The sequence below is a fragment of the Streptomyces sp. NPDC001493 genome (assembly GCF_053597235.1).
The window spans coordinates 120,057-141,363 of the sequence record NZ_JBSFHV010000020.1; the positions used below are offsets into that span (position 1 = coordinate 120,057).

General features: G+C 71.0%; 18 protein-coding genes and 1 pseudogene. 7 read left to right on the top strand and 12 right to left on the bottom strand.

All coding sequences use genetic code 11. The features are described 5' to 3' along the window. Window positions 1–157: 157 nt before the first annotated feature. The 5 genes from ACWCWD_RS26420 to ACWCWD_RS26440 form a co-directional block, all read right to left on the bottom strand. Window positions 158–1,303 (bottom strand): DUF475 domain-containing protein, encoded by a 1,146-nt coding sequence (locus ACWCWD_RS26420; RefSeq protein ID WP_450776306.1) that lies wholly within the window; start codon window positions 1,301–1,303, stop codon window positions 158–160. A gap of 68 nt (window positions 1,304–1,371) precedes the next feature. Next, a complete protein-coding gene (locus tag ACWCWD_RS26425) occupies window positions 1,372–1,947 on the bottom strand; it encodes a TerD family protein (protein WP_390965188.1) in 576 nt (191 codons plus the stop codon). Between the two features lie 233 nt (window positions 1,948–2,180). Further along, on the bottom strand, window positions 2,181–2,756 hold the full coding sequence (locus ACWCWD_RS26430; RefSeq protein ID WP_275494434.1) for a TerD family protein: 576 nt from the start codon (window positions 2,754–2,756) through the stop codon (window positions 2,181–2,183). 212 nt (window positions 2,757–2,968) lie between these two features. After that, window positions 2,969–3,427: a peroxiredoxin gene (locus ACWCWD_RS26435; RefSeq protein ID WP_390965186.1), complete on the bottom strand. Its 459-nt coding sequence runs from the start codon at window positions 3,425–3,427 to the stop codon at window positions 2,969–2,971. A gap of 152 nt (window positions 3,428–3,579) precedes the next feature. Continuing rightward, complete coding sequence (locus tag ACWCWD_RS26440) at window positions 3,580–4,017, bottom strand: DUF3052 domain-containing protein (RefSeq protein WP_386888330.1); 438 nt, start codon at window positions 4,015–4,017, stop codon at window positions 3,580–3,582. Window positions 4,018–4,519: 502 nt separating this feature from the next. Here ACWCWD_RS26440 and aceE point away from each other — a divergent pair. Continuing rightward, window positions 4,520–7,252 (top strand): pyruvate dehydrogenase (acetyl-transferring), homodimeric type, encoded by a 2,733-nt coding sequence (gene aceE, locus ACWCWD_RS26445; protein ID WP_450776309.1) that lies wholly within the window; start codon window positions 4,520–4,522, stop codon window positions 7,250–7,252. A 184-nt stretch (window positions 7,253–7,436) separates the two neighbouring features. Here aceE and ACWCWD_RS26450 read toward each other — a convergent pair whose 3' ends face one another. The 4 genes from ACWCWD_RS26450 to ACWCWD_RS26465 all read right to left on the bottom strand — a co-directional run bounded on the left by ACWCWD_RS26450 (window position 7,437) and on the right by ACWCWD_RS26465 (window position 12,080). Beyond that, the gene (locus ACWCWD_RS26450; protein WP_450776311.1) at window positions 7,437–8,792 is read right to left on the bottom strand and encodes an ABC transporter substrate-binding protein; all 1,356 of its coding nucleotides are present in this window, start codon (window positions 8,790–8,792) and stop codon (window positions 7,437–7,439) included. 79 nt (window positions 8,793–8,871) lie between these two features. Then, entirely contained in the window at window positions 8,872–9,552 is a 681-nt protein-coding gene (locus ACWCWD_RS26455; protein ID WP_450776313.1) for a GntR family transcriptional regulator, read from the bottom strand. 278 nt (window positions 9,553–9,830) lie between these two features. Then, window positions 9,831–10,295 carry a peptidase inhibitor family I36 protein gene (locus tag ACWCWD_RS26460; RefSeq protein ID WP_450776315.1) on the bottom strand — a complete coding sequence of 155 codons (465 nt, stop codon included), beginning with the start codon at window positions 10,293–10,295 and terminating at the stop codon, window positions 9,831–9,833. 174 nt (window positions 10,296–10,469) lie between these two features. Next, on the bottom strand, window positions 10,470–12,080 hold the full coding sequence (locus tag ACWCWD_RS26465; protein WP_450776317.1) for an MFS transporter: 1,611 nt from the start codon (window positions 12,078–12,080) through the stop codon (window positions 10,470–10,472). A 214-nt stretch (window positions 12,081–12,294) separates the two neighbouring features. Here ACWCWD_RS26465 and ACWCWD_RS26470 point away from each other — a divergent pair. The 3 genes and pseudogenes from ACWCWD_RS26470 to ACWCWD_RS26480 form a co-directional block, all read left to right on the top strand. Further along, window positions 12,295–12,933, top strand: a pseudogene (locus ACWCWD_RS26470) (TetR family transcriptional regulator); the annotation flags it as partial. A 500-nt stretch (window positions 12,934–13,433) separates the two neighbouring features. After that, window positions 13,434–14,645 carry an alpha/beta hydrolase gene (locus tag ACWCWD_RS26475; RefSeq protein WP_450776319.1) on the top strand — a complete coding sequence of 404 codons (1,212 nt, stop codon included), beginning with the start codon at window positions 13,434–13,436 and terminating at the stop codon, window positions 14,643–14,645. Between the two features lie 85 nt (window positions 14,646–14,730). Then, the gene (locus ACWCWD_RS26480) at window positions 14,731–15,681 is read left to right on the top strand and encodes a DUF4429 domain-containing protein (RefSeq protein WP_450776321.1); all 951 of its coding nucleotides are present in this window, start codon (window positions 14,731–14,733) and stop codon (window positions 15,679–15,681) included. A gap of 82 nt (window positions 15,682–15,763) precedes the next feature. On the opposite strand, the gene ACWCWD_RS26485 is transcribed toward ACWCWD_RS26480, so the two are convergent. Then, a complete protein-coding gene (locus ACWCWD_RS26485; protein ID WP_450776323.1) occupies window positions 15,764–17,149 on the bottom strand; it encodes an SMI1/KNR4 family protein in 1,386 nt (461 codons plus the stop codon). Between the two features lie 180 nt (window positions 17,150–17,329). On the opposite strand from ACWCWD_RS26485, the gene ACWCWD_RS26490 reads away from it, so the two are divergent. Further along, entirely contained in the window at window positions 17,330–18,751 is a 1,422-nt protein-coding gene (locus tag ACWCWD_RS26490) for a histidine kinase (protein ID WP_450776325.1), read from the top strand. Beyond that, window positions 18,748–19,428, top strand: a complete 681-nt coding sequence (locus tag ACWCWD_RS26495) for a response regulator (protein ID WP_450776327.1) — start codon at window positions 18,748–18,750, stop codon at window positions 19,426–19,428. The genes ACWCWD_RS26490 and ACWCWD_RS26495 overlap by 4 nt, the downstream gene beginning before the upstream one ends. Before the next feature lie 51 nt (window positions 19,429–19,479). Here the strand turns inward: ACWCWD_RS26495 and ACWCWD_RS26500 are convergent, their stop codons facing one another. Further along, complete coding sequence (locus ACWCWD_RS26500) at window positions 19,480–20,022, bottom strand: hypothetical protein (RefSeq protein ID WP_450776328.1); 543 nt, start codon at window positions 20,020–20,022, stop codon at window positions 19,480–19,482. 101 nt (window positions 20,023–20,123) lie between these two features. On the opposite strand from ACWCWD_RS26500, the gene ACWCWD_RS26505 reads away from it, so the two are divergent. Then, the gene (locus ACWCWD_RS26505; RefSeq protein WP_450776330.1) at window positions 20,124–20,846 is read left to right on the top strand and encodes a hypothetical protein; all 723 of its coding nucleotides are present in this window, start codon (window positions 20,124–20,126) and stop codon (window positions 20,844–20,846) included. 29 nt (window positions 20,847–20,875) lie between these two features. On the opposite strand, the gene ACWCWD_RS26510 is transcribed toward ACWCWD_RS26505, so the two are convergent. Then, window positions 20,876–21,118 (bottom strand): hypothetical protein, encoded by a 243-nt coding sequence (locus tag ACWCWD_RS26510; protein WP_450776332.1) that lies wholly within the window; start codon window positions 21,116–21,118, stop codon window positions 20,876–20,878. Window positions 21,119–21,307 lie beyond the last annotated feature (189 nt).

Sequence of the window (21,307 nt, forward strand, 5' to 3'; positions counted from 1 at the left end):
CCGGCCCGCTCTCGCGCGTCCCGCACACCAGTGCGGGGCGGCCGGCGGACCGGCCCGGGTCTTTCCGGAGCCGTACCGCGCGGACCGCCCCGCAGAGAGCGTTCCCTCTTTGCTTACCGGGTCACACACCCGGCGGAGGAGACTTCTGGCCAGAACTTCAGCGGACTCCGCCGTCGCCCGCGTCGACCAGCGTGCTGCCGCCGTCGCCCGCCTCGGCGAGCGCCTTGTTCCGCCGGACCGACGACCAGAACGACCAGGCGATCAGCACCACGCCGACCAGGCCGGTGATGATCTCGTTGATCTCGTACTGGATGGTCACGAGGAGGATGACGGAGAGGGCGCCGATGGCGTAGTGGGCGCCGTGCTCCAGGTAGACGTAGTCGTCCAGGGTGCCCTGGCGGACCAGGTAGACCGTGAGCGAACGGACGTACATGGCGCCGATGCCGAGGCCGAGGGCCATCAGCACGATCTCGTTGGTGATGGCGAAGGCGCCGATGACACCGTCGAACGAGAAGGACGCGTCCAGGACCTCCAGGTAGAGGAACATGAAGAAGGCGGCCTTGCCGGCCAGCACGACCGGCGCGACGGCCTTGCCGCTCTTCTTGGCCTCTTCCTCGGCCTCGTGCTCGCGCTCCTCCTCCTCTTCGAGCTTGTTCTCGAAGAAGCCCGAGAGCCCGCCGACGACGAGGTACGTGATCAGACCCGCGACACCCGCGAGCAGCACCGTGGACGTCTTGTCCGCGTGCGCGCCCCCGTGCTGGTGGGCGTGGGTCGCGAAGGTCAGGGCGGAGACGAGCAGGACGATCAGCGCGACGCAGACCGACAGCATGTCGACCTTGCCGAGCTTGGCGAGCGGGCGCTCGATCCACCGGAGCCACTGGATGTCCCGGTCCTCGAAGATGAAGTCGAGGAAGATCATGAGCAGGAACATGCCGCCGAAGGCCGCGATCGACGGGTGCGCGTCGGTGACCAGCTGCTGGTACCGGTCCGGGTCGTTGAACGAGAGGTCGATGGCCTCGATGGGACCGAGTTTGGCGCTGATCGCCACGATCACGACGGGGAAGACCAGCCGCATACCGAAGACCGCGATGAGCACGCCGACCGTGAGGAAGATCTTCTGCCAGAAGGCGTTCATCTTCTTCAGGATTCCGGCGTTGATCACCGCGTTGTCGAAGGACAGCGAGATCTCCAGGACCGTCAGGATCGCGACGACGCCGAGAGCCTGCCACCCCCCGTAGAACACCGCTGCGACCAGGCCGAGCGCGGTAATCGCGAACGACCAGCCGAAGGTTTTCAGAAGCACTGGCTACCCCATCGTGTAAGTAACGGGTCTCCCCCGTAGTACGGGGCTCCCCCGCGCCGAGCGCGGCTTTACGAAACGTTGACCCCGAAGTCTAGAGCGATGCCGCGCAGTCCCGACGCGTACCCCTGTCCCACAGCGCGGAACTTCCATTCGCCGTTGTAGCGGTAGAGCTCACCGAAGATCATCGCCGTCTCGGACGAGGCGTCCTCGCTGAGGTCGTAGCGGGCGAGTTCCTGGCCGTCGGCCTGGTTCACGACCCGGATGAAGGCATTGCTGACCTGGCCGAAAGCCTGCCCCCGATTGTCCGCTTCATGAATCGAGACGGGAAAGACAATCTTGTCGCAGTGCGCCGGCACCTGGTCCAGGTGGACGATGACGGACTCGTCGTCACCATCACCCGCGCCGGTGAGGTTGTCCCCGGTGTGTTCGACCGAGCCGTCGGGGCTGGTGAGGTTGTTGTAGAAGATGAACCAGTCGTCCCCGAGCACCCGGCCGGACTGGCAGAGCAGCGCGCTGGCGTCCAGGTCGAAGTCGGCGCCGGTGGTGGACCGCGCGTCCCAGCCGAGGCCGACGAGCACCTGGGTGAGGTTGGGTGCGGCCTTGGAGAGGGAGACATTGCCTCCCTTGGCGAGCGTGACGCCCATGATGTGTCCTCCCCGATTCGTGATGCGTGTGCGGATTCTGTCCCGTCCGTGCGGTGCGAACCGTCCGGCGCGGGGTGTGCGGTACGGGCCGCCTGGCGGGCAAAGCACGCCCGGCGCCGCACGAGAGGTGCGGCGCCGGGCGCTCTGCTGCTGGTCCGGGCCCCTCGGGCCGGCCCGGCGGGTGGTGTCCGGCGGACACCACCCGGGTCTGACGTCGGCGTTGGACGTTGACGTCAGACGTTGACGCCGAAGTCCTGCGCGATGCCCCGCAGGCCGGAGGCGTACCCCTGGCCGATGGCGCGGAACTTCCACTCGCCGGCGTTGCGGTAGAGCTCGCCGAAGACCATGGCGGTCTCGGTGGAGGCGTCCTCGCTGAGGTCGTAGCGGGCCAGCTCGGAGTTGTCGGCCTGGTTGACCACGCGGATGTACGCGTTGCGGACCTGGCCGAAGCTCTGCTGCCGGCTCTCGGCCTCGTAGATCGAGACCGGGAAGACGATCTTGTCGACATCGGCCGGAACGGCGGCGAGGTTGACCTTGATGACCTCGTCGTCGCCCTCGCCCTCACCGGTGAGGTTGTCACCGGTGTGCTCGACGGAGCCGTCGGGGCTCTTGAGGTTGTTGAAGAAGACGAAATTGCCGTCGCTGCCGACCTTGCCCTCGGCGTTCGCCAGCAGCGCGCTGGCGTCGAGGTCGAAGTCGCCGCCGGTGGTCGTCCGGGCGTCCCAGCCCAGGCCGACGATGACAGCGGTCAGGTTGGGCGCGGCCTTGGTCAGCGAGACGTTGCCGCCCTTGCTGAGGCTGACTCCCACGAGTCCTCCCATAGGTATGTAGGGGCCGGCAGACACCAGCGTCCCCGTCTTGCATGTACCGGATCAACGAATGGATCCTAGTGACCGGTTCCCGGCCAAAGAAGGCTTTTGGGCGGGTGGGGCGGGTGTTCTCCGCGAGCGGAGGGCTCCCGGGCGGCGGCCGCCCGGCGTCCGGGGCCGGGAGCCCGGCCGCACCACCGCCCGGAGGGGACTCAGAGGGCTTCGAGCGCCTTGACGTACTCCTTCAGGTCCCGCGCGTCGGGCAGGCCGTTGACGACGCTCCAGCGCACCACGCCCTCCTTGTCGATGATGAAGGTGCCGCGCACCGCGCAGCCCTTGTCCTCGTCGAAGACGCCGTAGGCGCGCGAGACCTCGCCGTGCGGCCAGAAGTCGGAGAGCAGCGGGTACTCCAGGCCCTCCTGCTCGGCGAAGACCCGCAGGGTGTGGATGGAGTCGTTGGAGACGGCGAGGAGCTGGGTGTCGGCGTTCTCGAAGCGGGGCAGCTCGTCGCGGAGCGCGCAGAGCTCGCCGGTGCAGACGCCGGTGAAGGCGAACGGGTAGAAGAGCAGCACGACGTTCTTCTCGCCGCGGAACTCGGACAGCGTGACCGTCCGGCCGTGGTTGTCCTTGAGCTCGAACGCGGGGGCCTGGGAGCCGACCTCGATCGCCATGGGGTGTCCCTTCGCTTGCGTCACCGCCCCGGGCCGGTCCGCCGGGAGCCTCGGCCCAGCCTACGCAGCACCTCCCGGGGACGTACGAAGGCCCCCGGCGGCGCGATGCCGTCGGGGGCCTTCAGGGTGCTACGGGGTGGTGCGGGAGGAGCTCAGCGCTTGGCCTTGGCGGCCTTGGGCGTGACCAGACGGCTGCCCGTCCAGTCCTTGCCCGCGCTGATGCTCTTGGTCTGGGAGAGACCGGCGGTCTGAGCGGCATCGCTGATGTCGCTGGGTTCGACGTATCCGTCACGGCCGGTCTTCGGCGTCATCAGCCAGACCGTACCGCCGTCCTCGATCAGGCCGATGGCATCCACCAGCGCGTCCGTAAGGTCGCCGTCCTCGTCACGGAACCACAGCACGACGACGTCTGCGACGTCGTCGTAGTCCTCGTCGACGAGTTCCCCACCGATGGTGGCCTCAATACCCTCACGGAGCTCCAGCTCGACGTCGTCGTCGTAGCCGATCTCCTGGACCACCTGACCGGGTTCGAACCCCAGCCGTTCAGCCAGGTTGGTCCGCTCCTCCGCGTGGTCCGCGGTCGCGCTCACGGGTTGCCTCCTGATCATGTTTCGGAAAATGCTTCAGCCACGCGCGTACGCGCGGCGCTGGCCGTAGTCCACACGGGCTCGGCGAATCGCGCAAGTACCCGGCGCCCCAGACCGCCTAAACGGTGACGTTCCCTGCCACGTCGCCGCAACTTCCGGCCGGTCCGCGCCGGGGTGCCGATGGCACCGGTCCGTGTACGTCCTTCCTCAGCTTATGCCGTTTCGCTCCGGCATTCGCCGCCGTACAGCGTTTGGGAACGCTTGGACGGCTTGGGCGTATGGTTGCGATTTGGTCCGGCGCCCCTGTTCCGCCTTACGGCTACTGCCCCGGACAGGTGTCCGGTAACCCGCTGGTTACCGTGCGGTAGAGGTGACGTACGGGTCCCGGCGGTACACGATGGAAGGTGGCGATTCCGCGGACGTCGGAGACGCCGCGAGGTTGCGCGCCCCGACGGATCGGCCTCGCAGCAGACCCCGTAGCAGCACCGAACAGCGAAGGAACAGTGTGGCTTCCGGATCCGATCGCAACCCGATCATCATTGGCGGCCTTCCCAGCCAGGTCCCGGATTTCGATCCCGAGGAGACCCAGGAATGGCTGGACTCGCTCGACGCCGCAGTGGACGAGCGCGGCCACGAGCGGGCCCGCTATCTGATGCTCCGCCTCATCGAACGGGCGCGCGAGAAGCGTGTGGCCGTTCCGGAGATGCGCAGTACCGACTACGTCAACACGATCGCCACGAAGGACGAACCCTTCTTCCCCGGCGACGAGGAGATCGAGCGCAAGGTCCTCAACGCGACCCGCTGGAACGCGGCCGTGATGGTCTCGCGGGCCCAGCGCCCCGGGATCGGTGTCGGTGGTCACATCGCCACGTTCGCCTCCTCCGCCTCGCTCTACGACGTGGGCTTCAACCACTTCTTCCGGGGCAAGGACGAGGGCGACGGCGGCGACCAGATCTTCTTCCAGGGGCACGCCTCGCCGGGCATCTACGCCCGCGCGTTCCTGCTGGACCGGCTGAGCGAGGCGCAGCTCGACGCGTTCCGCCAGGAGAAGTCGAAGGCGCCGAACGGGCTCTCCAGCTACCCGCACCCGCGGCTCATGCCGGACTTCTGGGAGTTCCCGACGGTGTCGATGGGTCTCGGCCCGCTCGGCGCGATCTACCAGGCGCGGATGAACCGCTACCTGGAGGCGCGCGGCATCGCCGACACCTCGAAGTCGCACGTCTGGGCCTATCTGGGTGACGGCGAGATGGACGAGCCGGAGTCGCTCGGCCAGCTGTCCATCGCCGCCCGCGAGGGCCTGGACAACCTCACCTTCGTCGTCAACTGCAACCTCCAGCGGCTCGACGGCCCGGTGCGCGGCAACGGCAAGATCATCCAGGAGCTGGAGTCCCAGTTCCGGGGGGCCGGCTGGAACGTGATCAAGCTGGTCTGGGACCGCACCTGGGACCCGCTGCTCGCGCAGGACCGCACGGGCATCCTGGTCAACAAGCTGAACACCACGCCGGACGGCCAGTTCCAGACGTACGCCACCGAGACCGGCGCGTACATCCGCGAGCACTTCTTCGGCGGCGACCAGCGGCTGCGGGACATGGTCAAGGACATGTCCGACGAGCAGATCCTGCACCTGGGGCGCGGCGGGCACGACCACCGGAAGGTCTACGCGGCGTACGCTGCGGCCAAGGCGCACCAGGGCCAGCCGACTGTGATCCTGGCGCAGACGGTCAAGGGCTGGACGCTGGGGCCGAACTTCGAGGGCCGCAACGCGACCCACCAGATGAAGAAGCTCACGGTCGAGGACCTGAAGCGGTTCCGCGACCGGCTGCGCATCCCGATCACGGACAAGCAGCTGGACGAGGGGTACCCGCCCTACTACCACCCGGGCCGGGACTCCGAGGAGATCCAGTACATGCACGACCGGCGGGCGGCCCTGGGCGGTTACGTGCCGACCCGGGTGGTGCGCGCGAAGCCGCTGGCGCTGCCGGAGGAGAAGACCTACGCGGCTGCGAAGAAGGGCTCGGGCCAGCAGTCGATCGCCACCACGATGGCGTTCGTCCGCATCCTGAAGGACCTCATGCGGGACAAGGAGATCGGCAGGCGTTTCGTGCTGATCGCACCCGACGAGTACCGCACCTTCGGCATGGACGCGTTCTTCCCGAGCGCGAAGATCTACAACCCGCTGGGGCAGCAGTACGAAGCGGTGGACCGCGAACTCCTGCTCGCCTACAAGGAGTCGCCGACCGGGCAGATGCTGCACGACGGCATCTCCGAGGCGGGCTGCACGGCCTCGCTGATCGCGGCGGGCTCCTCCTACGCCACGCACGGCGAGCCGCTGATCCCGGTCTACGTCTTCTACTCGATGTTCGGGTTCCAGCGCACCGGTGACCAGTTCTGGCAGATGGCCGACCAGCTCGCGCGCGGTTTCGTACTGGGTGCGACCGCAGGGCGTACGACCCTGACCGGTGAGGGGCTCCAGCACGCGGACGGCCACTCGCAGCTGCTCGCCTCGACCAACCCGGCGTGCGTGGCCTACGACCCGGCGTACGGGTTCGAGATCGCGCACATCGTGAAGGACGGGCTGCGTCGGATGTACGGCGAGAACAGCGAGGACGTCTTCTACTACCTCACCGTCTACAACGAGCCGATCCAGCACCCGGCCGAGCCCGCCGACGTGGACGTGGAGGGCATCCTCGCGGGTGTCCACCGCTTCCGGCGCGGTGAGCGGGGGCAGATCCCGGCGCAGATCCTGGCGTCCGGTGTGGCGGTCCCGTGGGCGCTGGAGGCGCAGCGCGTCCTCGCCGAGGAGTGGAACGTCCGGGCGGACGTCTGGTCGGCGACCAGCTGGAACGAGCTGCGCCGCGAGGCCGTGGAGACGGAGCGGTACAACCTGCTCCACCCGGAGGAGGAGCAGCGCGTCCCGTACGTGACGCGGAAGCTCTCCGGGTCCGAAGGGCCGTTCGTGGCCGTTTCGGACTGGATGCGATCGGTTCCGGACCAGATTTCCCGCTGGGTGCCGGGCGCGTACCAGTCGCTGGGCGCGGACGGTTTCGGTTTCGCGGACACCCGCGGGGCCGCCCGCCGCTTCTTCCACATCGACGCGCAGTCGATCGTGCTGGCGGTCCTCACGGAGCTGGCCAAGGAGGGGCGGATCGACCGTTCGGCGCTGAAGACGGCGGTCGACCGGTACGAGCTGCTGGACGTGGCGGCGGCCGACCCGGGCGCGGCGGGCGGCGACGCCTGAGGCGGCTCCGGACACACCTGTGCCGGCCGGTCCCGGGTAGGCCCGGGGCCGGCCGGCGGTGTTCGCGGGGTCAGGCCCGCGGGTCTTTCCGTGGGGCTTTCCGTGCGTCTTTCCGTGGGTCTTTCCGTGGGCGCGCGGAGCAGACGGCGAGCTGCTCAGGCGGTGGGCTCAGGCGATCCGCTGCTCAGGCGGTGGGCTGCTGTTCCTTCCACTCCGCCTGGGCGTCGTTCAGCTCACCGGCCATCTTGTCGAGGAACGCCTTGGCCGAGGTCCGGCCGAGCAGGACCTTCTGCAGCTCGGGCTCGTTGTCGGCCTTGCTGATGCCGTTCCAGTCCGGCAGGTAGTACGGCAGCTGCACGGTGACGGTCGAGCCGTCGGTGAGGGCCTTCGCCGCGAGGGCGGTGGGCTCGGCGCGGGAGACCCAGGGGTCCTTGGCGGCCTCGTTGTTGGCCGGAATCAGTCCCGCCTGCTCGTTGAACTTCGAGTTGGCCGCGTGGGAGGCGGCGTACTCGATGAACTTCCAGGCGGCGGCCTTGTGTTCGGAGCTCTTGAAGAGGCCGAGTCCGTCGACGGGGTTGGAGACCTGGACCCGCTTGCCGCCCGCGCCGATCGGCTGCGGGATGCCCCGGAACTTGTCCGTACCGAGGGCGGTCACATGGTCCTGGTACGAGCCGAGGTTGTGGTTGACCATGCCGATGGTGCCGGAGTCGTACTGGGCGACCATCTTGATGAAGTCGTTGTTGAGGTCGGCGGAGGGCGTGACCTTCTTGTAGAGGGCCGCGTACTTCTCCAGGGCGGCCACGTTCCGGGGGTCGTTGAGGGTGGTCTTCTCGCCCTTGGCGTCCCAGAAGGACGTGATGCCGGACTGCCCGTACATGGCGTCCATGGCCTGGGCGATGGAGCCTGCGCCGCCCCGGATGGTGTAGCCGAAACGATTCTTCTTGGGGTCGCTCAGCTTGTCGGCCGCCTTGTAGAAGTCGTCCCAGGTGACCGGCGCGGCCAGGCCGGCCTTCTTGAAGAGGTCGGTGCGGTAGTAGAGCACCCCGTTGTTGGCGGAGATCGGGACGTTGTAGGTGTGCTCCTCGGAGCCGCCCGCCGCCTTCATCGCCTCGACCATGCCCGGGTTGAGCGCGCCGTCCAGCGAGGAGTCCGCGCTCCGGTCCTCCAGGGGCTCCAGCGAGCCCTGGGCCGCGAGCCCGGCGAGCATCGCCGCGCCGACCCCGCCGACGTCCGGAAGTCCGCCGCCCTGGATGGCGTTGTCGTACTTGGTCTGGATCTCGGTGGCCGCCACCCCGACGTACTGGACCTCGATGCCGGGGTTCTCCTTCTCGAAGTCGGCGATGATCGCCTTCCATATGTCGGTGCGCACACCGCCGTTGTTGTCCCAGAAGACGATCTTTCCCTTGCCGTCGCCCTCGGCGCCGCCGCCGCCGGCGAACCCGCTGCCGTCGTCACCGCAGCCGGTGACGGTCAGGGCGAGGACCGCCGTGAGGGACATCGCCGCCGCCGCGCGTGCCCTGTGCGTCTTCGAGATCTTCATCGTCGGCTCCACTCTCTCGGTACTTCGGTAGCGGTGTGACTCGGCATTGCGGAGAAGGCAGGGAAATCGGGAAAGGGGGTCAGCCCGTGGTCACGGGGCTCGGAACGGTGTGCGCGCCGGCGGGTTCGCCGGCCGGGAAGGCGCGGCGGACGAAGGACGCGATGTGGTCGTGGAGGGCGGCGGCCGCCCCGGCCGCGTCGGCGGCCAGCGCGAGCCGCAGGATCTCCCGGTGCTCGGCCGCCTCGCGCTCCCAGGACGGATCGGCCGCCCAGGCCACGGTGGAGACGAGCGCCGCCTGGTCGCGGACCTCGTCGAGCAGCCGGCCCAGCAGCGGGTTGCCGCAGGAGAGGTAGAGAGCGCGGTGGAAGTCCCGGTTGGCCAGTGAGCGTTCGGCCTTGTCAGGTGCCGAATCTGCTCGCTCCAGAGCCTCTTGGGCCGCTTCCAGGGAGGCCCGGCAGGTGATCGTGCGGCGCAGCGCCTCCGGTTCGAGCAGCAGCCGCACGTCGTAGACCTCACGCGCCATTTCGGCGTCCACCAGCCGGACGGTGGCACCCTTGTACTGGCTCATGACGACGAGCCCGGTGCCGGCGAGCGTTTTCAGTGCTTCGCGTACCGGCGTCTTCGACACCCCGAACTGCGCGGCGAGTTCGGTCTCGACGAGCGCCTGCCCCGGCCGCAGCCGGGCCGTCAGGATCGCGTGTTTGATCGCTTCCAGCACGAACTGCGTTCTGGACGGGATCGGGGTGGGCGCAAACGTCATGAAGGGCTCTCGCATCTCGCGTATCGCGTCTCATATATGACGTACGAAGTACGACGCGATGAAGCTAGATGTACCCCGAAGATTTCGTCAACGCATCTGACAGAACAACTTCGCAGAGCTACCGGGCAGATGGCCGGATCGCCGGGACCTCGGGCGCAGTCCTCGACCCCCGGTGACCGTGCGTCACGCAGGGGCTCCGGAGGGCGGCGGCAGCGTACGCCCCCGCCCTCCGGCCGAGTGCCGGGTCAGCCGGCCGGTCCGGCGCCCGCCCCGTGCAGTCAGCCCTCCCAGATCTTGAACGCCCGTACCTGGTAGGGGGAGCGCGGGACCCAGGTGCCCGGTCCGGGATAGGTCTCGAACTCCCCTGTCTCACCGCACTCGGCCGACTGGTACAGGGTGACGTTGCGGCCGGTGCGGTTGGCGAAGGACTGCGCGTCGCTTCCGGCGGGCAGCGGGACGCAGCTCTCGATGTCGACGGCGGACAGGTCCCTGTTCAGCCGCCCGCCGGTGAAGTCCGGCTTCTTCCAGAGACAGAGCTGGCCGGCCGCGCACTCCCCGAGCCGGACCCCCGAGGCCCTGCCGGGCGCGGCCGCGGCGGTGCCGGCGGCCCGGGCGGTGCCGGTGGTCGTCACGGTGGTGTACGTACCCCTGGACACGCCGGGTGTGGCGGCCGGGGCGACGGCCGAGGCGGCGGGAACGAGAGCGGTGGCGGCCAGGACGGCCGCGATGACGGTCTTGCGCATGGTGGATCAACCCCGTGGTCGTGCGGTTCTCTTGGCCCGACCTTGACCTGCCGCAACCTGCCCCGGGAAGAGGTTGGGAGCGGGACCACCCGGATAGGCGACAGCCCCGCCGGTTTGGACCGACGGGGCTCTGTGGGCGCGGTGTTGACGCGGTTGCGCCGGGGGCGGGAGGGGTCAGATGTGGCCGACTCCGGCACCGGCCTCGGCGTTGTCGCCGCGCTTGGTGAAGAGGGCGACCACCGCGGCGATGACCGCGACGCAGCCGGCCACCAGGAAAGCGGTGCTCATGCCTGACACGAAAGTGTCATGCGCGACCGCGGTGATCTTCGCGGCGATCTCCGGCGGGGTGTTCGGGGCGATGGGCGGCATGCCGACCTCGATGGCCGAGGACGCCTGCGAGAGCTGCTCCGCGGAGCTCTTCGGGAGACCGGCGTCCGCCCAGTTGCCCGGCAGCAGGGAGTCGACCCTGGCCGCCATCACGGCACCGAGGACGGCCGTGCCGAGGCTGCCGCCGACCTGCATGCCCGCCTGCTGGAGGCCACCGGCGACACCGGACAGCTCCATCGGGGCGTTGCCGACGATGACCTCGGTGGCACCGACCATGACGGGGGCGAGCCCGAGGCCGAGCAGCGCGAACCAGATCGACATGGTCAGCGTGCCCGTACCGATGGTCAGCTGCGACATGCCGAAACAGGCGACGGCGGTGCACACCATGCCGCCGACCAGCGGGACCCGCGGGCCGAACTTGGTGATCAGGGCACCGGCGAGCGGCGAGGCGACGATCATCATGGCGGTCAGCGGGAGCAGGTGGAGACCGCTGTCGACCGGGCTCATGCCGTGCACGTTCTGGAGGTAGAACGTGACGAAGAACAGGCCGCCCATGAAGGCGAAGGCCATCAGCACCATCAGGATCGCGCCCGCCGACAGCGGGATGGACCTGAACATCGCGAGCGGGATCAGCGGCTCGCGTACACGCGTCTGGACGAGCGCGAAGGCCACGAAGAGAACGACCGCCGCCACGAGGAAGCCGATCGTCTTGACGTCGCCCCAGCCCCACGCGGCACCCTTGATGAGCGCCCAGATGAGACTGAACATCGCCAGCGAGAGCAGGACGATGCCGCCGATGTCGAAGGAGCGGGGCGCGTTCTCGGCACGGTGGTCCTTGAGGATCACCACGCCGAGCAGGAGGGCGACGACGCCGACCGGCACGTTGATGAAGAAGACGGACTGCCAGCTGACGTGCTCGACGAGCACGCCGCCGAGGATCGGGCCGCCCGCGGTGGAGGCGCCGATGACCATGCCCCAGATACCGATGGCCATGTTGAGCTTCTCGGCGGGGAAGGTGGCGCGCAGCAGGCCGAGCGCGGCGGGCATCAGCAGGGCGCCGAACAGGCCCTGGAGCACCCGGAAGACGATCACGAACGTGACGCTGGAGGAGAGGCCGATGGCCCCGGAGGCGGCGGCGAAGCCGACGACGCCGATGAGGAACGTCTGGCGGTGGCCGAAGCGGTCACCGAGCTTGCCCGCGGTGATCAGCGAGACCGCGAGCGCCAGCATGTAGCCGTTCGTGATCCACTGGACGTCCGCGAGGGAGGCGTTGAGGTCCTTCTGGATGGCGGGGTTGGCGATGGCGACGATCGTGCCGTCGAGCGCGACCATCATCACGCCGATGGCCACGGCGAACAGCGTCAGCCATGGATGGCCACGAAGTCCCTTGGTGGGAGCGGGAACTGATATGTCCGCGGGCTCCCGCGAAGCCTTCTCGACGGAGGTCTGACTAGTCATGCCCGGCAGAATAGTGACAGCGACTGACAGTTGACCAACCAATTCACCAACCGGTAACTGTCAGGTGGCTCACAACGGAGCCGGTACGAGCGGGGCGACGGGAGAGGGACAGCACGTGACAGAAGGTCCGGCGAAGCGCCGACGGGTCGGGGCGCCGCGCGAGAACGCGCAGGCCACGGCGGTGACGCGCGAACAGCGCGGCAGGGCGGCCGGGTTGCTCCGTCGCCCGGAGTGCGCGGTCGGGTTGCGGGAGCGCAAGAAGCAGCGCACCCGGGACGCGCTGCTCCACGCCGCGCTCGAACTCTTCACCACCCAGGGGTACGAACGGACCACGGTGGACGGGATCGTGGAGGCGGTCAAGGTCTCCCAGCGCACGTTCTTCCGGTACTTCGCGAGCAAGGAGGACGTCGTCTTCGCCACCCAGGACCTGGTGGAGGCGCGTTTCCTCGCGGAGTTGCGGCAGCGTCCGGCCCAGGAGCCGCCACTCGAAGCGATGCGGCAGGCCGTGTTCCGCGCCTGGGACGCGCTGGAACGGTCCGACCCGTCCGAGGCCACGGTGGAGCTGCACGTACGGACGTTCCGGATGATCGAGTCCCAGCCGACGCTGCTGGCCACGCACATGCGCCGGTGCGTCGTCATGGAGGAGGAGGTCGCCGCGGTGATCGCCGGACGGGAGGGCCTGGACGTGGACGCCGACCCGCGGCCCCGGGTGGCGGTCGCCGCGTTCTCCGGGACGATGCGGGTCACCGGGCAGCTGTGGGGCCGCTCCGGCGACGGCACCCTGGCCTCGCTGCGCGCCATGGCCGAACGCCATCTGGACATGCTCGGTCCGACGCTCGCCGCCGGCTGGCGCGCGCCCGGCCCGGGGGACGGCAGCGTGCCCGGCCGCGCGTCCGCGGCCCCCGCACCCCTCGTACCCCCCGCGCCCCTCGTACCACCCGTACCCCTCGTACCCCCACCGCCGCTCACGGCCCCGGCGCCGCTCGTGGCCGTCGGTACGGTCCCGTCGGGGCGGTCCCGTCGGGGCGGCACGTGAGCGGGCGGCACGTGAGCGGGCGGCACGTGAGCGGGCGGCACGTGAGCGGGCGGTGACGCGGACCTCCCCGCCGGACGACTGCCGGGCAGAATCCGCCCCGCGCACCACCCTCGCGCACCGCCGAGGCGCACTACCGGAGCGCACCGACCCCGCGCCGATCCCGTGCACCACCAGAGCGCACGACCCGGCGCCCGATCCACGCTGCGCGCCCTCCGTGACTACGGAACGTCAGAAAATCGGTCTACAAACTCCTCCACCGAGTGAGGTATGTCACCCGGGCTCCGCTGCCCGGCACCCGTCTCCTAGGGTGTCCCGCAGTGAATCCCTCCTTCGACACCTCCCCCACTCTGACCGCATGGCGCGCACTGCTCGCCATAGCCGTCGTGTTCGTGATGCTGGCGACCACCGGGTGGACCGCCGTACGCCATCAGCCCTCCGACGAGCCACGCGAGCGGGCGTTGGCCGCTTGGGCGCACGCCCGGGCGAGAGGCCGGCCCGTTCCGGCGCTGGACGCGCCGGTGGCGGTGATCGCCCGTTTCTTCGCCTCGCTGTCCGCCGCGGACCAGCTCTCGCTGGCCGATCACCATCCCCTGGTGGTCGGCAATCTCAACGGAGTACCGGTCGCTCTGCGTTACCGCGCGAACCGGCACGCACTGCGGGACGCCGAGGCGGTGGAGCAGCGCCGGACGCACGATCCCGGGCTCTCCATCGACGGGCGTACCGGGGCGCGGCTGCGGCTGGAACGCTTCCGCGCGATGCTCTCCGGCGACCGGCAGATCCTCTCCTTCGACCCCTCGGGGCGGGGCCGCGCGGCCGAGGTCTTCGGCGATCTCGACCGGGCCCGGCGGGTCTCCGTCGTGGTCCCGGGCGTGGACACCCAGCTGACCACGCTGGAGCGGGAGAACCGCCCGTACAGCGCGCCGGTGGGTATGGCGAAGTCCCTGTACGCCGCGGAGCGGGACGCCCGGCCCGACGCGCGTACCGCGGTCATCGCCTGGGCCGACTACACCGCCCCGGCCGGGATCGGCATGGACGCCGTCCTCGGCGGGCTCGCCACCCAGGGCGCGCTGCGGCTGAACGCGCTGGTGGCCGCCCTGCCGGGGAAGGCCACCGTCTCGCTGGTCTGCCACAGCTACGGTTCCGTGGTGTGCGGGGTCGCGGCGCACCACCTGCCGTCCCGGGTCACCGACATCGCCGTGGCCGGGAGTCCCGGTATGCGGTCCGCGAGCGCGGCGGCGCTGGGCACGCGGGCCCGGGTGTGGGCGATGCGCGACGAGGACGACTGGATCGCGGACGTGCCCAACCTGGAGGTCGGCGGGTTGGGGCACGGTGCCGATCCGGTGGACCCGGAGTTCGGGGCGCGGATCGTCTCGGCGGGCGACGCGGTGGGCCACAGCGGTTACTTCGAGCCGGGTACGGAGAGTCTGCGCAACTTCGCGGCGATCGGAGTCGGCTCATATACGACGGTCGGCTGCGCATCGGCGGATCGCGCCTGTCTCAGCGGTATTTCCGGTGGAACAGGTGTCTGACGCGCGTAGATCATGCGGAAGCCCGGTGAATCGGGGCTGACACGAAGGGGCGACGTACGAGCGAGGGCCGCATACGATGAGGCGCATGGGTGATGTGCTGGCCGGAATTCATGCCACCTGGGAGTTCGACACCGACTCCGTGCTCATCCGCTTCGAACGGGGCATCCGTACGCCGAAGCTCTTCCAGAGCCTGCGGGAGCGACGCATTCCGTATGCGGCGCTGTCGGCGGTCGGTCTGTCTCCGGGCAAGCGGGGCACGGTGGTTCTGCACGCCTCGCCGAGACCGGGGGCCGACCCGCTGATGGAGGCGGCGGCCGGGCAGTTGAAGGACGGCTGCGATCCGTACCGCCTGGTCCTGCCCGCAGACCGGGAGACCCTCGCGGAGTACTACCGCGACGAGATGCGCGCCCTGCTCGGCCCCGAGGCCGGGGAGCCGGCGGACCGCTTCCTGGTCGCGGCACCCCAGGGGCCGCTGCAGTTCAAGGCGTACGACGGGCGGGCCAGTTTCGACGGGGAGCGGGTCTCCTTCCGCTGGTCGTGGACGGGTGCGTCCAGCGCCAAGTGGCGGGCGGGCGACCAGACGTTCCCGGTGGAGCGGGTGACCGGGGTGGAGTGGCGGTCCCCGGAGGCCTTCGAGGGGTATCTGCGGCTGCTGACGCGGCCGTCCGATACGGCGACGGCCGCCCCGGCGCAGCCGTGCGTCACCTCCCCCGGCCGCTCGGGGATCGGCGAGGTGCCCGGCGGCGCGGTCCCGGAGCGGCCCACGCAGGCGGACCAGGACCCGGCGGCCGTCCTCTTCGGCCTGGGGTACGGCCCGGTGCACGAGTCGCTGCCGTTCGCGGCGGCGGTTTTGGAGTCGGCGCGCCGCAGACCCTCCGTACCCGTACCGACCTCGCTGGTGCCGGTCGGCGCGGTGCGGAGCGATCCGGCGGACATCGCGGAGCGCATCCGGCACCTGGGCGAGCTGCATCAGGCGGGGCTGGTGACGGACGTGGAGTTCAGCGCCAAGAAGGCGGAGCTGCTGGCGGAGTTGTAGGTGCGGAACCTCGGGGCGGGGTCACGCCTCCGCCCCGGGGCCGGGGTGGGGTCATGCCTCCGCCCCGAGGCCTTGGGTCAGGTCACGCCTCCGCCCCGAGGTCGCCCTCCCGTACGGTCCGGGGGATCGGGGGCCGCCCGAAGAGGCCGAGGATCTCGTTGGCGAGGTCCACGACCGGCGGCAGGTCCGGCTGGTACCGCACCATGATCGCGGCGGCGAGGAGGCCGCGCGGTACGGCTCCGGCGTCGAGCAGGACGCGCCAGTCCGCAGGCCCCAGCTCCAGGAACTCCAGCGCGGTCAGCCCGGCGATCTCCAGCGGGTCGGCGAGCGTACCGGCGTAGGCGCTGAGGGTACGGAGCCGGGGCAGCCCGGCGACGGGGACGAGGGAGACCGGATCGTCGTCCTCCCGCACCCCGATGCTCAGGACCTCCAGCAGGGAGTGGGCGGCGGTCTCGACGTCCGGGAGGGCGGACCGGTTGACGTACGCGACGGCCGGTGTCGCGCGATCGCGGCGGCGGTTGGGCCGTTCCTCCCGGTGCCGGCCGCTCACCCAGTCGGTGAGGGAGTCGGCGAGCAGCTCCGCCCCGATGTTCTCCTCGTGGCCGATCATGATGATCTGACCGGCGTATCCGCGCGGTCCCGGGGTCAGGTCCACCGCGATACGGTCGCCGCCGCCGTTGTCGCCGAACACGATCCAGCCCGGTGAGCCCACGATGCCCTGGACGCGCGCGTCGGGCCCGGTGACGGCCGCTTCCATGGCGGCGAACTCCCAGCGGCACGGGCGGGAGGCCACGTCGGCGAGGTGGAGGCCGTCCAGGGGGAAGAGCTCGCAGTCGACCGCATCGAAGACGCGGTCCGCCGCCTCCGGGTCGTCCTTCCAGTCGTCCCAGCGCGCCCGCGTCACCCGGTAGAGCGCCTTGAGTTCGTCGGGCAGGGCCGTCCCGAGCCGCGCCTCGGCCGCGGCGATCTCCTCCTCCGTGGCGCCGACGGCGTCGGGCAGCGCCGTGCGGAGCGTGCGCTCCAGCAGTGCGGGATCGGCGGTCGGGGCCGGTACGGCGTCCGGTACCGGGTCGGGGAGTTTGTGCCAGGGGGCGGCCAAGGCGCCTTCCACCAGGAGCAGTTCTCCCGGGTAGGGCCCGCCGATGCCTGGCTCGGCGGCACCGCCGGGACCGAACAGGTCGAGCGTCGCCCGCCCGTCCGGGCCGACCCGCACCGCGAACGCGACGCTCTCCGCGCCGGACTCGGCGAGCGCGTCCCGTACCCGGTCCACGGCGTCGAACTCCGCCCGCATGTCATCGGCCCGTGCCGCCCAGCCGGGCTGGGCGGGCCGCCGCCGCAGGGGCAGGCTCCAGCTGCCGCGCCCGATCTGCCCGGCCACCTGGCCGCCCCCGGCGAGGGTCTCCGCGTTGCTCTCCTTCAGCAGCCTCAGTACGGGCACCCAGGTGGCGAAGTCGTGTATCGGGGACACCCGTCGGCCTCCAGTCGATCGGCGCGGGCTCCGCGCCCGTCGCGAGGACGATAGCGCCGCCGCCCGCCCGGCCCCGCCCCGGGGCGCGGCACCCCCTACCCCGGTACGACACGGCCCGCCGCACTCCGACACCCCGGTATGACGCCTGCGGGGCGGTCGGCTGCCTACGCTGGCCGGGCCATGTCCGAAACCCCTGAAACTCCCGGATCCCCGGGATCTCCCGATTCCCCCCGCCCGCCTGACGCCGGGACGCCGCCCGCGTCGCGCGCGGCCCGGAACCGTTTGCGCGCGCTCGTCGACCGGCTGTCGGCGCCTTCGCATCCGGCCACCCCGCTGCTGGCGGAGGCGCCGAGGCGCTGGCAGCGGATGATCCCGTACGTGGCCGTGCTCGCCCTGACCGCGGCGCTCCTGCCGATCACCGTCAACGTGCTCGCCCACGACCGGGGGCTGCCGGGCGCGCTCGCCGCCACCCTCGCGGTGGCCCAGACGCTGCCCCTGCTGTTCCTCGCCCACCGGCCCCTCCAGGTCTGGTGGGTCACCTTCCTCGCGTCGGTCGCCGGGGCACTGGCACTGCTGGCCGAGCCCCCGGGCCCGTACACCGTCTGGCCATGGCCGCCGACCGTCATCGTCGGCCAGCTCTTCGTGCTGCTCGCGCTGGGGCTGCGGGAGACCCGCCGGACCCTGGTGGCGGTGTGGCTGGCGACGGGCGCGGCGGGGCTGGTGCTGTACTCGCTGGCGCCGGACCGGGGGAACGCGAGCGCGCTGCTGCTCTCCGTCCTCGGTGCGGTGGTGCTGATGGCAGGAGCGGCCGTACGGGAACGGGGGGTTGCGCAACGGCGGCTGGTCGAGCAGGAGACCATCAGCGCGGAGGAGCGGGCCCGGCGCACGCTGCTGGAGGAACGCGCGCGGATCGCCCGGGAGTTGCACGACGTGGTCGCGCACCACATGTCGGTGATCACCGTGCAGGCGGACTCCGCGCCGTACCGGGTGGCCGGGCTTTCGGAGGAGACCCGGGAGGAGTTCGCGTCGATCGCGGCGAGCGCCCGGGAGTCGCTGGCGGAGATGCGGCGGCTGCTCACGGTACTGCGCGGCGACGGCACGTCGGGCGAGCGTGCCCCGCAGCCCGGCCTGGACCGGTTGCAGCAGCTGGTGGAGGCGACCGTACGCACGGGCCTGCCGGTGGAGTTGGCGCTCGCGGCGGACCTGGGCGAGGTGCCGCCGGCCGTGGACCTGTCCGCGTACCGGATCGCGCAGGAGGCACTGGCCAACGTGGTCCGGCACGCACCGGGCGCCCCGACCCGGGTGTCCGTACGGGCCGATGGCGGACATCTGACGGTGCTGGTGGTCAACTCACCTCCCCCGAAACCCGGTTCTCCGCTGGAGACCTCCGGGACGGGGCACGGCCTGGTCGGGATGCGGGAGCGGGTACGCCTGACCGGCGGCACCCTGGACACCGGCCCGCTGCCGGACGGCGGATTCCGGGTCGCGGCCCGGCTCCCGCTGGGGCCGGCCGCCCCCGGTTCCCCTCCCGCCGCCGGTTCCCCTCCCGCCGCCGCCCGCCCCGACCCGAAGCCGCCCACCGCCCCGGAGGATTCCCCGTGACCATCCGCGTGATCATCGTCGACGACCAGGCCATGGTGCGGGCCGGGTTCGCGGCCCTGCTGTCGGCACAGAGCGACATCGACGTGGTGGGCGAGGCACCGGACGGCCGCCAGGGCATCGAGGTCAGCCGCAGCCGGCGTCCCGACGTGGTCCTGATGGACGTCAGGATGCCCGAGATGGACGGACTCGCCGCCGCCCGCGCCCTGTTGGACCCGCCGATCGGCGTGGTGCACCGCCCGAAGGTCCTGATGCTCACCACGTTCGACGTGGACGACTACGTGTACGAGGCGCTGCGCGCCGGGGCGTCCGGGTTCCTCCTGAAGGACGCGCCCCCGGCCGATCTGATCGCGGCGGTACGGGTGGTGGCGGCGGGCGACGCACTGCTCGCGCCGTCCGTGACCCGGCGGCTGATCGCGGACTTCGCCGCCCAGCGCCCGTCCGGCGCCTCCCGCAGCGGCCAGGCGCTGCGGCTGAACGGGCTGACGCCCCGGGAGACCGAGGTCCTGGAGCTGATCGCGCGCGGGCTCTCCAACCAGGAGATCGCGGGCCGCCTGGTACTCGCCGAACAGACGGTGAAGACCCACATCGGGCGGGTCCTCGCCAAGCTGGACCTGCGGGACCGCGCACAGGCCGTGATCTTCGCGTACGAGTCGGGGCTCGTGACGCCGGGCAGTTGAGGCGGGCCGTCGCGCGGGCGGTGAGTGAGGCGTCCCGTGGGCCGCACCTGCTTACCGGCTCTGGGTCCAGCGCGGGGCCTCGTCGTCGGGGACGTGCGGGCTCGCGAAGTGGAAGGGTACGGAGAGGTGCGCGGCCAGGGCTCCGCCGAACCGTTCCGCGGCGGCTGCCGAGGGCTGGGCGTGCCCCTCTCCGATGAGCCGTACCGCCGTGGAGCGGTGGATGGTGGCCAGCCGGCGGTCACCGGCGGGGTCGGTGGTGATGGCCCGGAGCTCCACGAACCAGCCGTGGAAGGTGTCTCCGTCCCACAGGGCCTCGATCGCCACGATCCGCCCGTCGCACCCGGCGGCAAGGGCGGTCAGGGACTCCAGGTCGAGCGGGTCGTCGGGGGTGCGGGCGATCCGGTCGCCGTGGTGCAGGAAACGCCCGGAGACCACCGCCTGGGCCTCGCCGAGCCCGAGCCCCTGGGTGCGACCGGACTGCCAGACGGTGCGGATCGCCCGCATCGGGGCGTCCTGCAGGACGTATCCGTCGACCTGTTCGCGGACACCCGCCGGAAGCAGGTCCCACCACTCGCCCGCCGACCTCCCGGCCATGCCCGCCCTCCCCGTCCCGTGTGCCCGGCCGCCGCCGCGCGACCGGAGTGTACGCCGACGGCACGCGCGGCTCCGGCACCCCCGGGCGGCAGAATGCCCCCGTGACAGACACCGAGGACCCGCGTCCCACCCGTATACCCGGGTACGAGAGCGACGCGCTCACCCACCCCACCGACCTCCTCGACGACACGCTCTTCTGGCTGGGGCACCTCAACTCCTGTCCGGGGAACGAGGAGACGGAGGAGTTGCTGTTCGGCGCGGACCACGACGCTGCGCTCGTCTACGCGGAACAGCTGTGGAAGTACGCGGACTGGCCGACGTTCACCGTCCCCCTCGCCTCCGGCCACCGCCTCCACGTCGTCTACCGCACCTTCGCCGACGATCCCGGGGTCGACTATCTCCTCCACCACCCCGACTGGGAGCACGCGGAGCATCTCGCTTCGGACGAGGGGCACTTCATGGGTCCGGGCCTGTCCTGGCCGGAGCTGGTGGCGGCGGCCGACAGCGGGCTGCCCGGCGGCAGCACCACCGACCCGCACGCCCGACTGCTGCTCCTGCTGCCCGCGTTCGGCGACGAGGACGTGCCCGAGGACGCCGCCGAGCGGCTGACGGTGGCCCTGCGCGCCCGCACCGGGGTTGACGATCCCGAGGCGCTCGCGGTGGCGCTGCTGGACGACCAGGGTCCGTTCGGACCGGTGAACTGGCGGACCGGCCGTGACGGCGTCCGGGTCGATGACGGCACGCACTCCTACCGCAACCCCGCCAACCCCTTCGCACTGCCGCCGGACCGGATGGCCCGGGTGTCGGCCGCGCTGAGGCCCTGAAGCGGCCGGAGGGCCGGACGACTTCGGGCTCAGGGCGTATGGAGTTCGCATTCCTGGGCCGTGCTGTGGTCGCAGCGGCTCGGCGGCACCAGGGAGGCCAGGCCCCACAGCCCCAGCGCCAGCGCGCCCAGGACGACGAGGGCGGCGCCGGTCCGGAGGACGACGGCCCCCTTGGTCCCGCCGTCCGAACACTTCACGGCCAGGTACAGGGCCGCCGGTATCCATATCAACATGGCGGACATGACCAGGACGAACCATCCGTGGTAGCTCACCTCCGGACGATGCCCCCGTCGGCAAGCCCCAAAGCCCGGCGGTGGTTGGGGAACACGTCCCTCCGGCCCCTCCCGGACCACCCTCCGCAAGACTCCCTCCGTGCGCAGCCCCGCCCCCCCCCGGAGTCGGCCTCGGGTCCGGCCGTCGGAACCCTCGGAAAATACCGTGGCCGCCGCGCCGATCCCCTC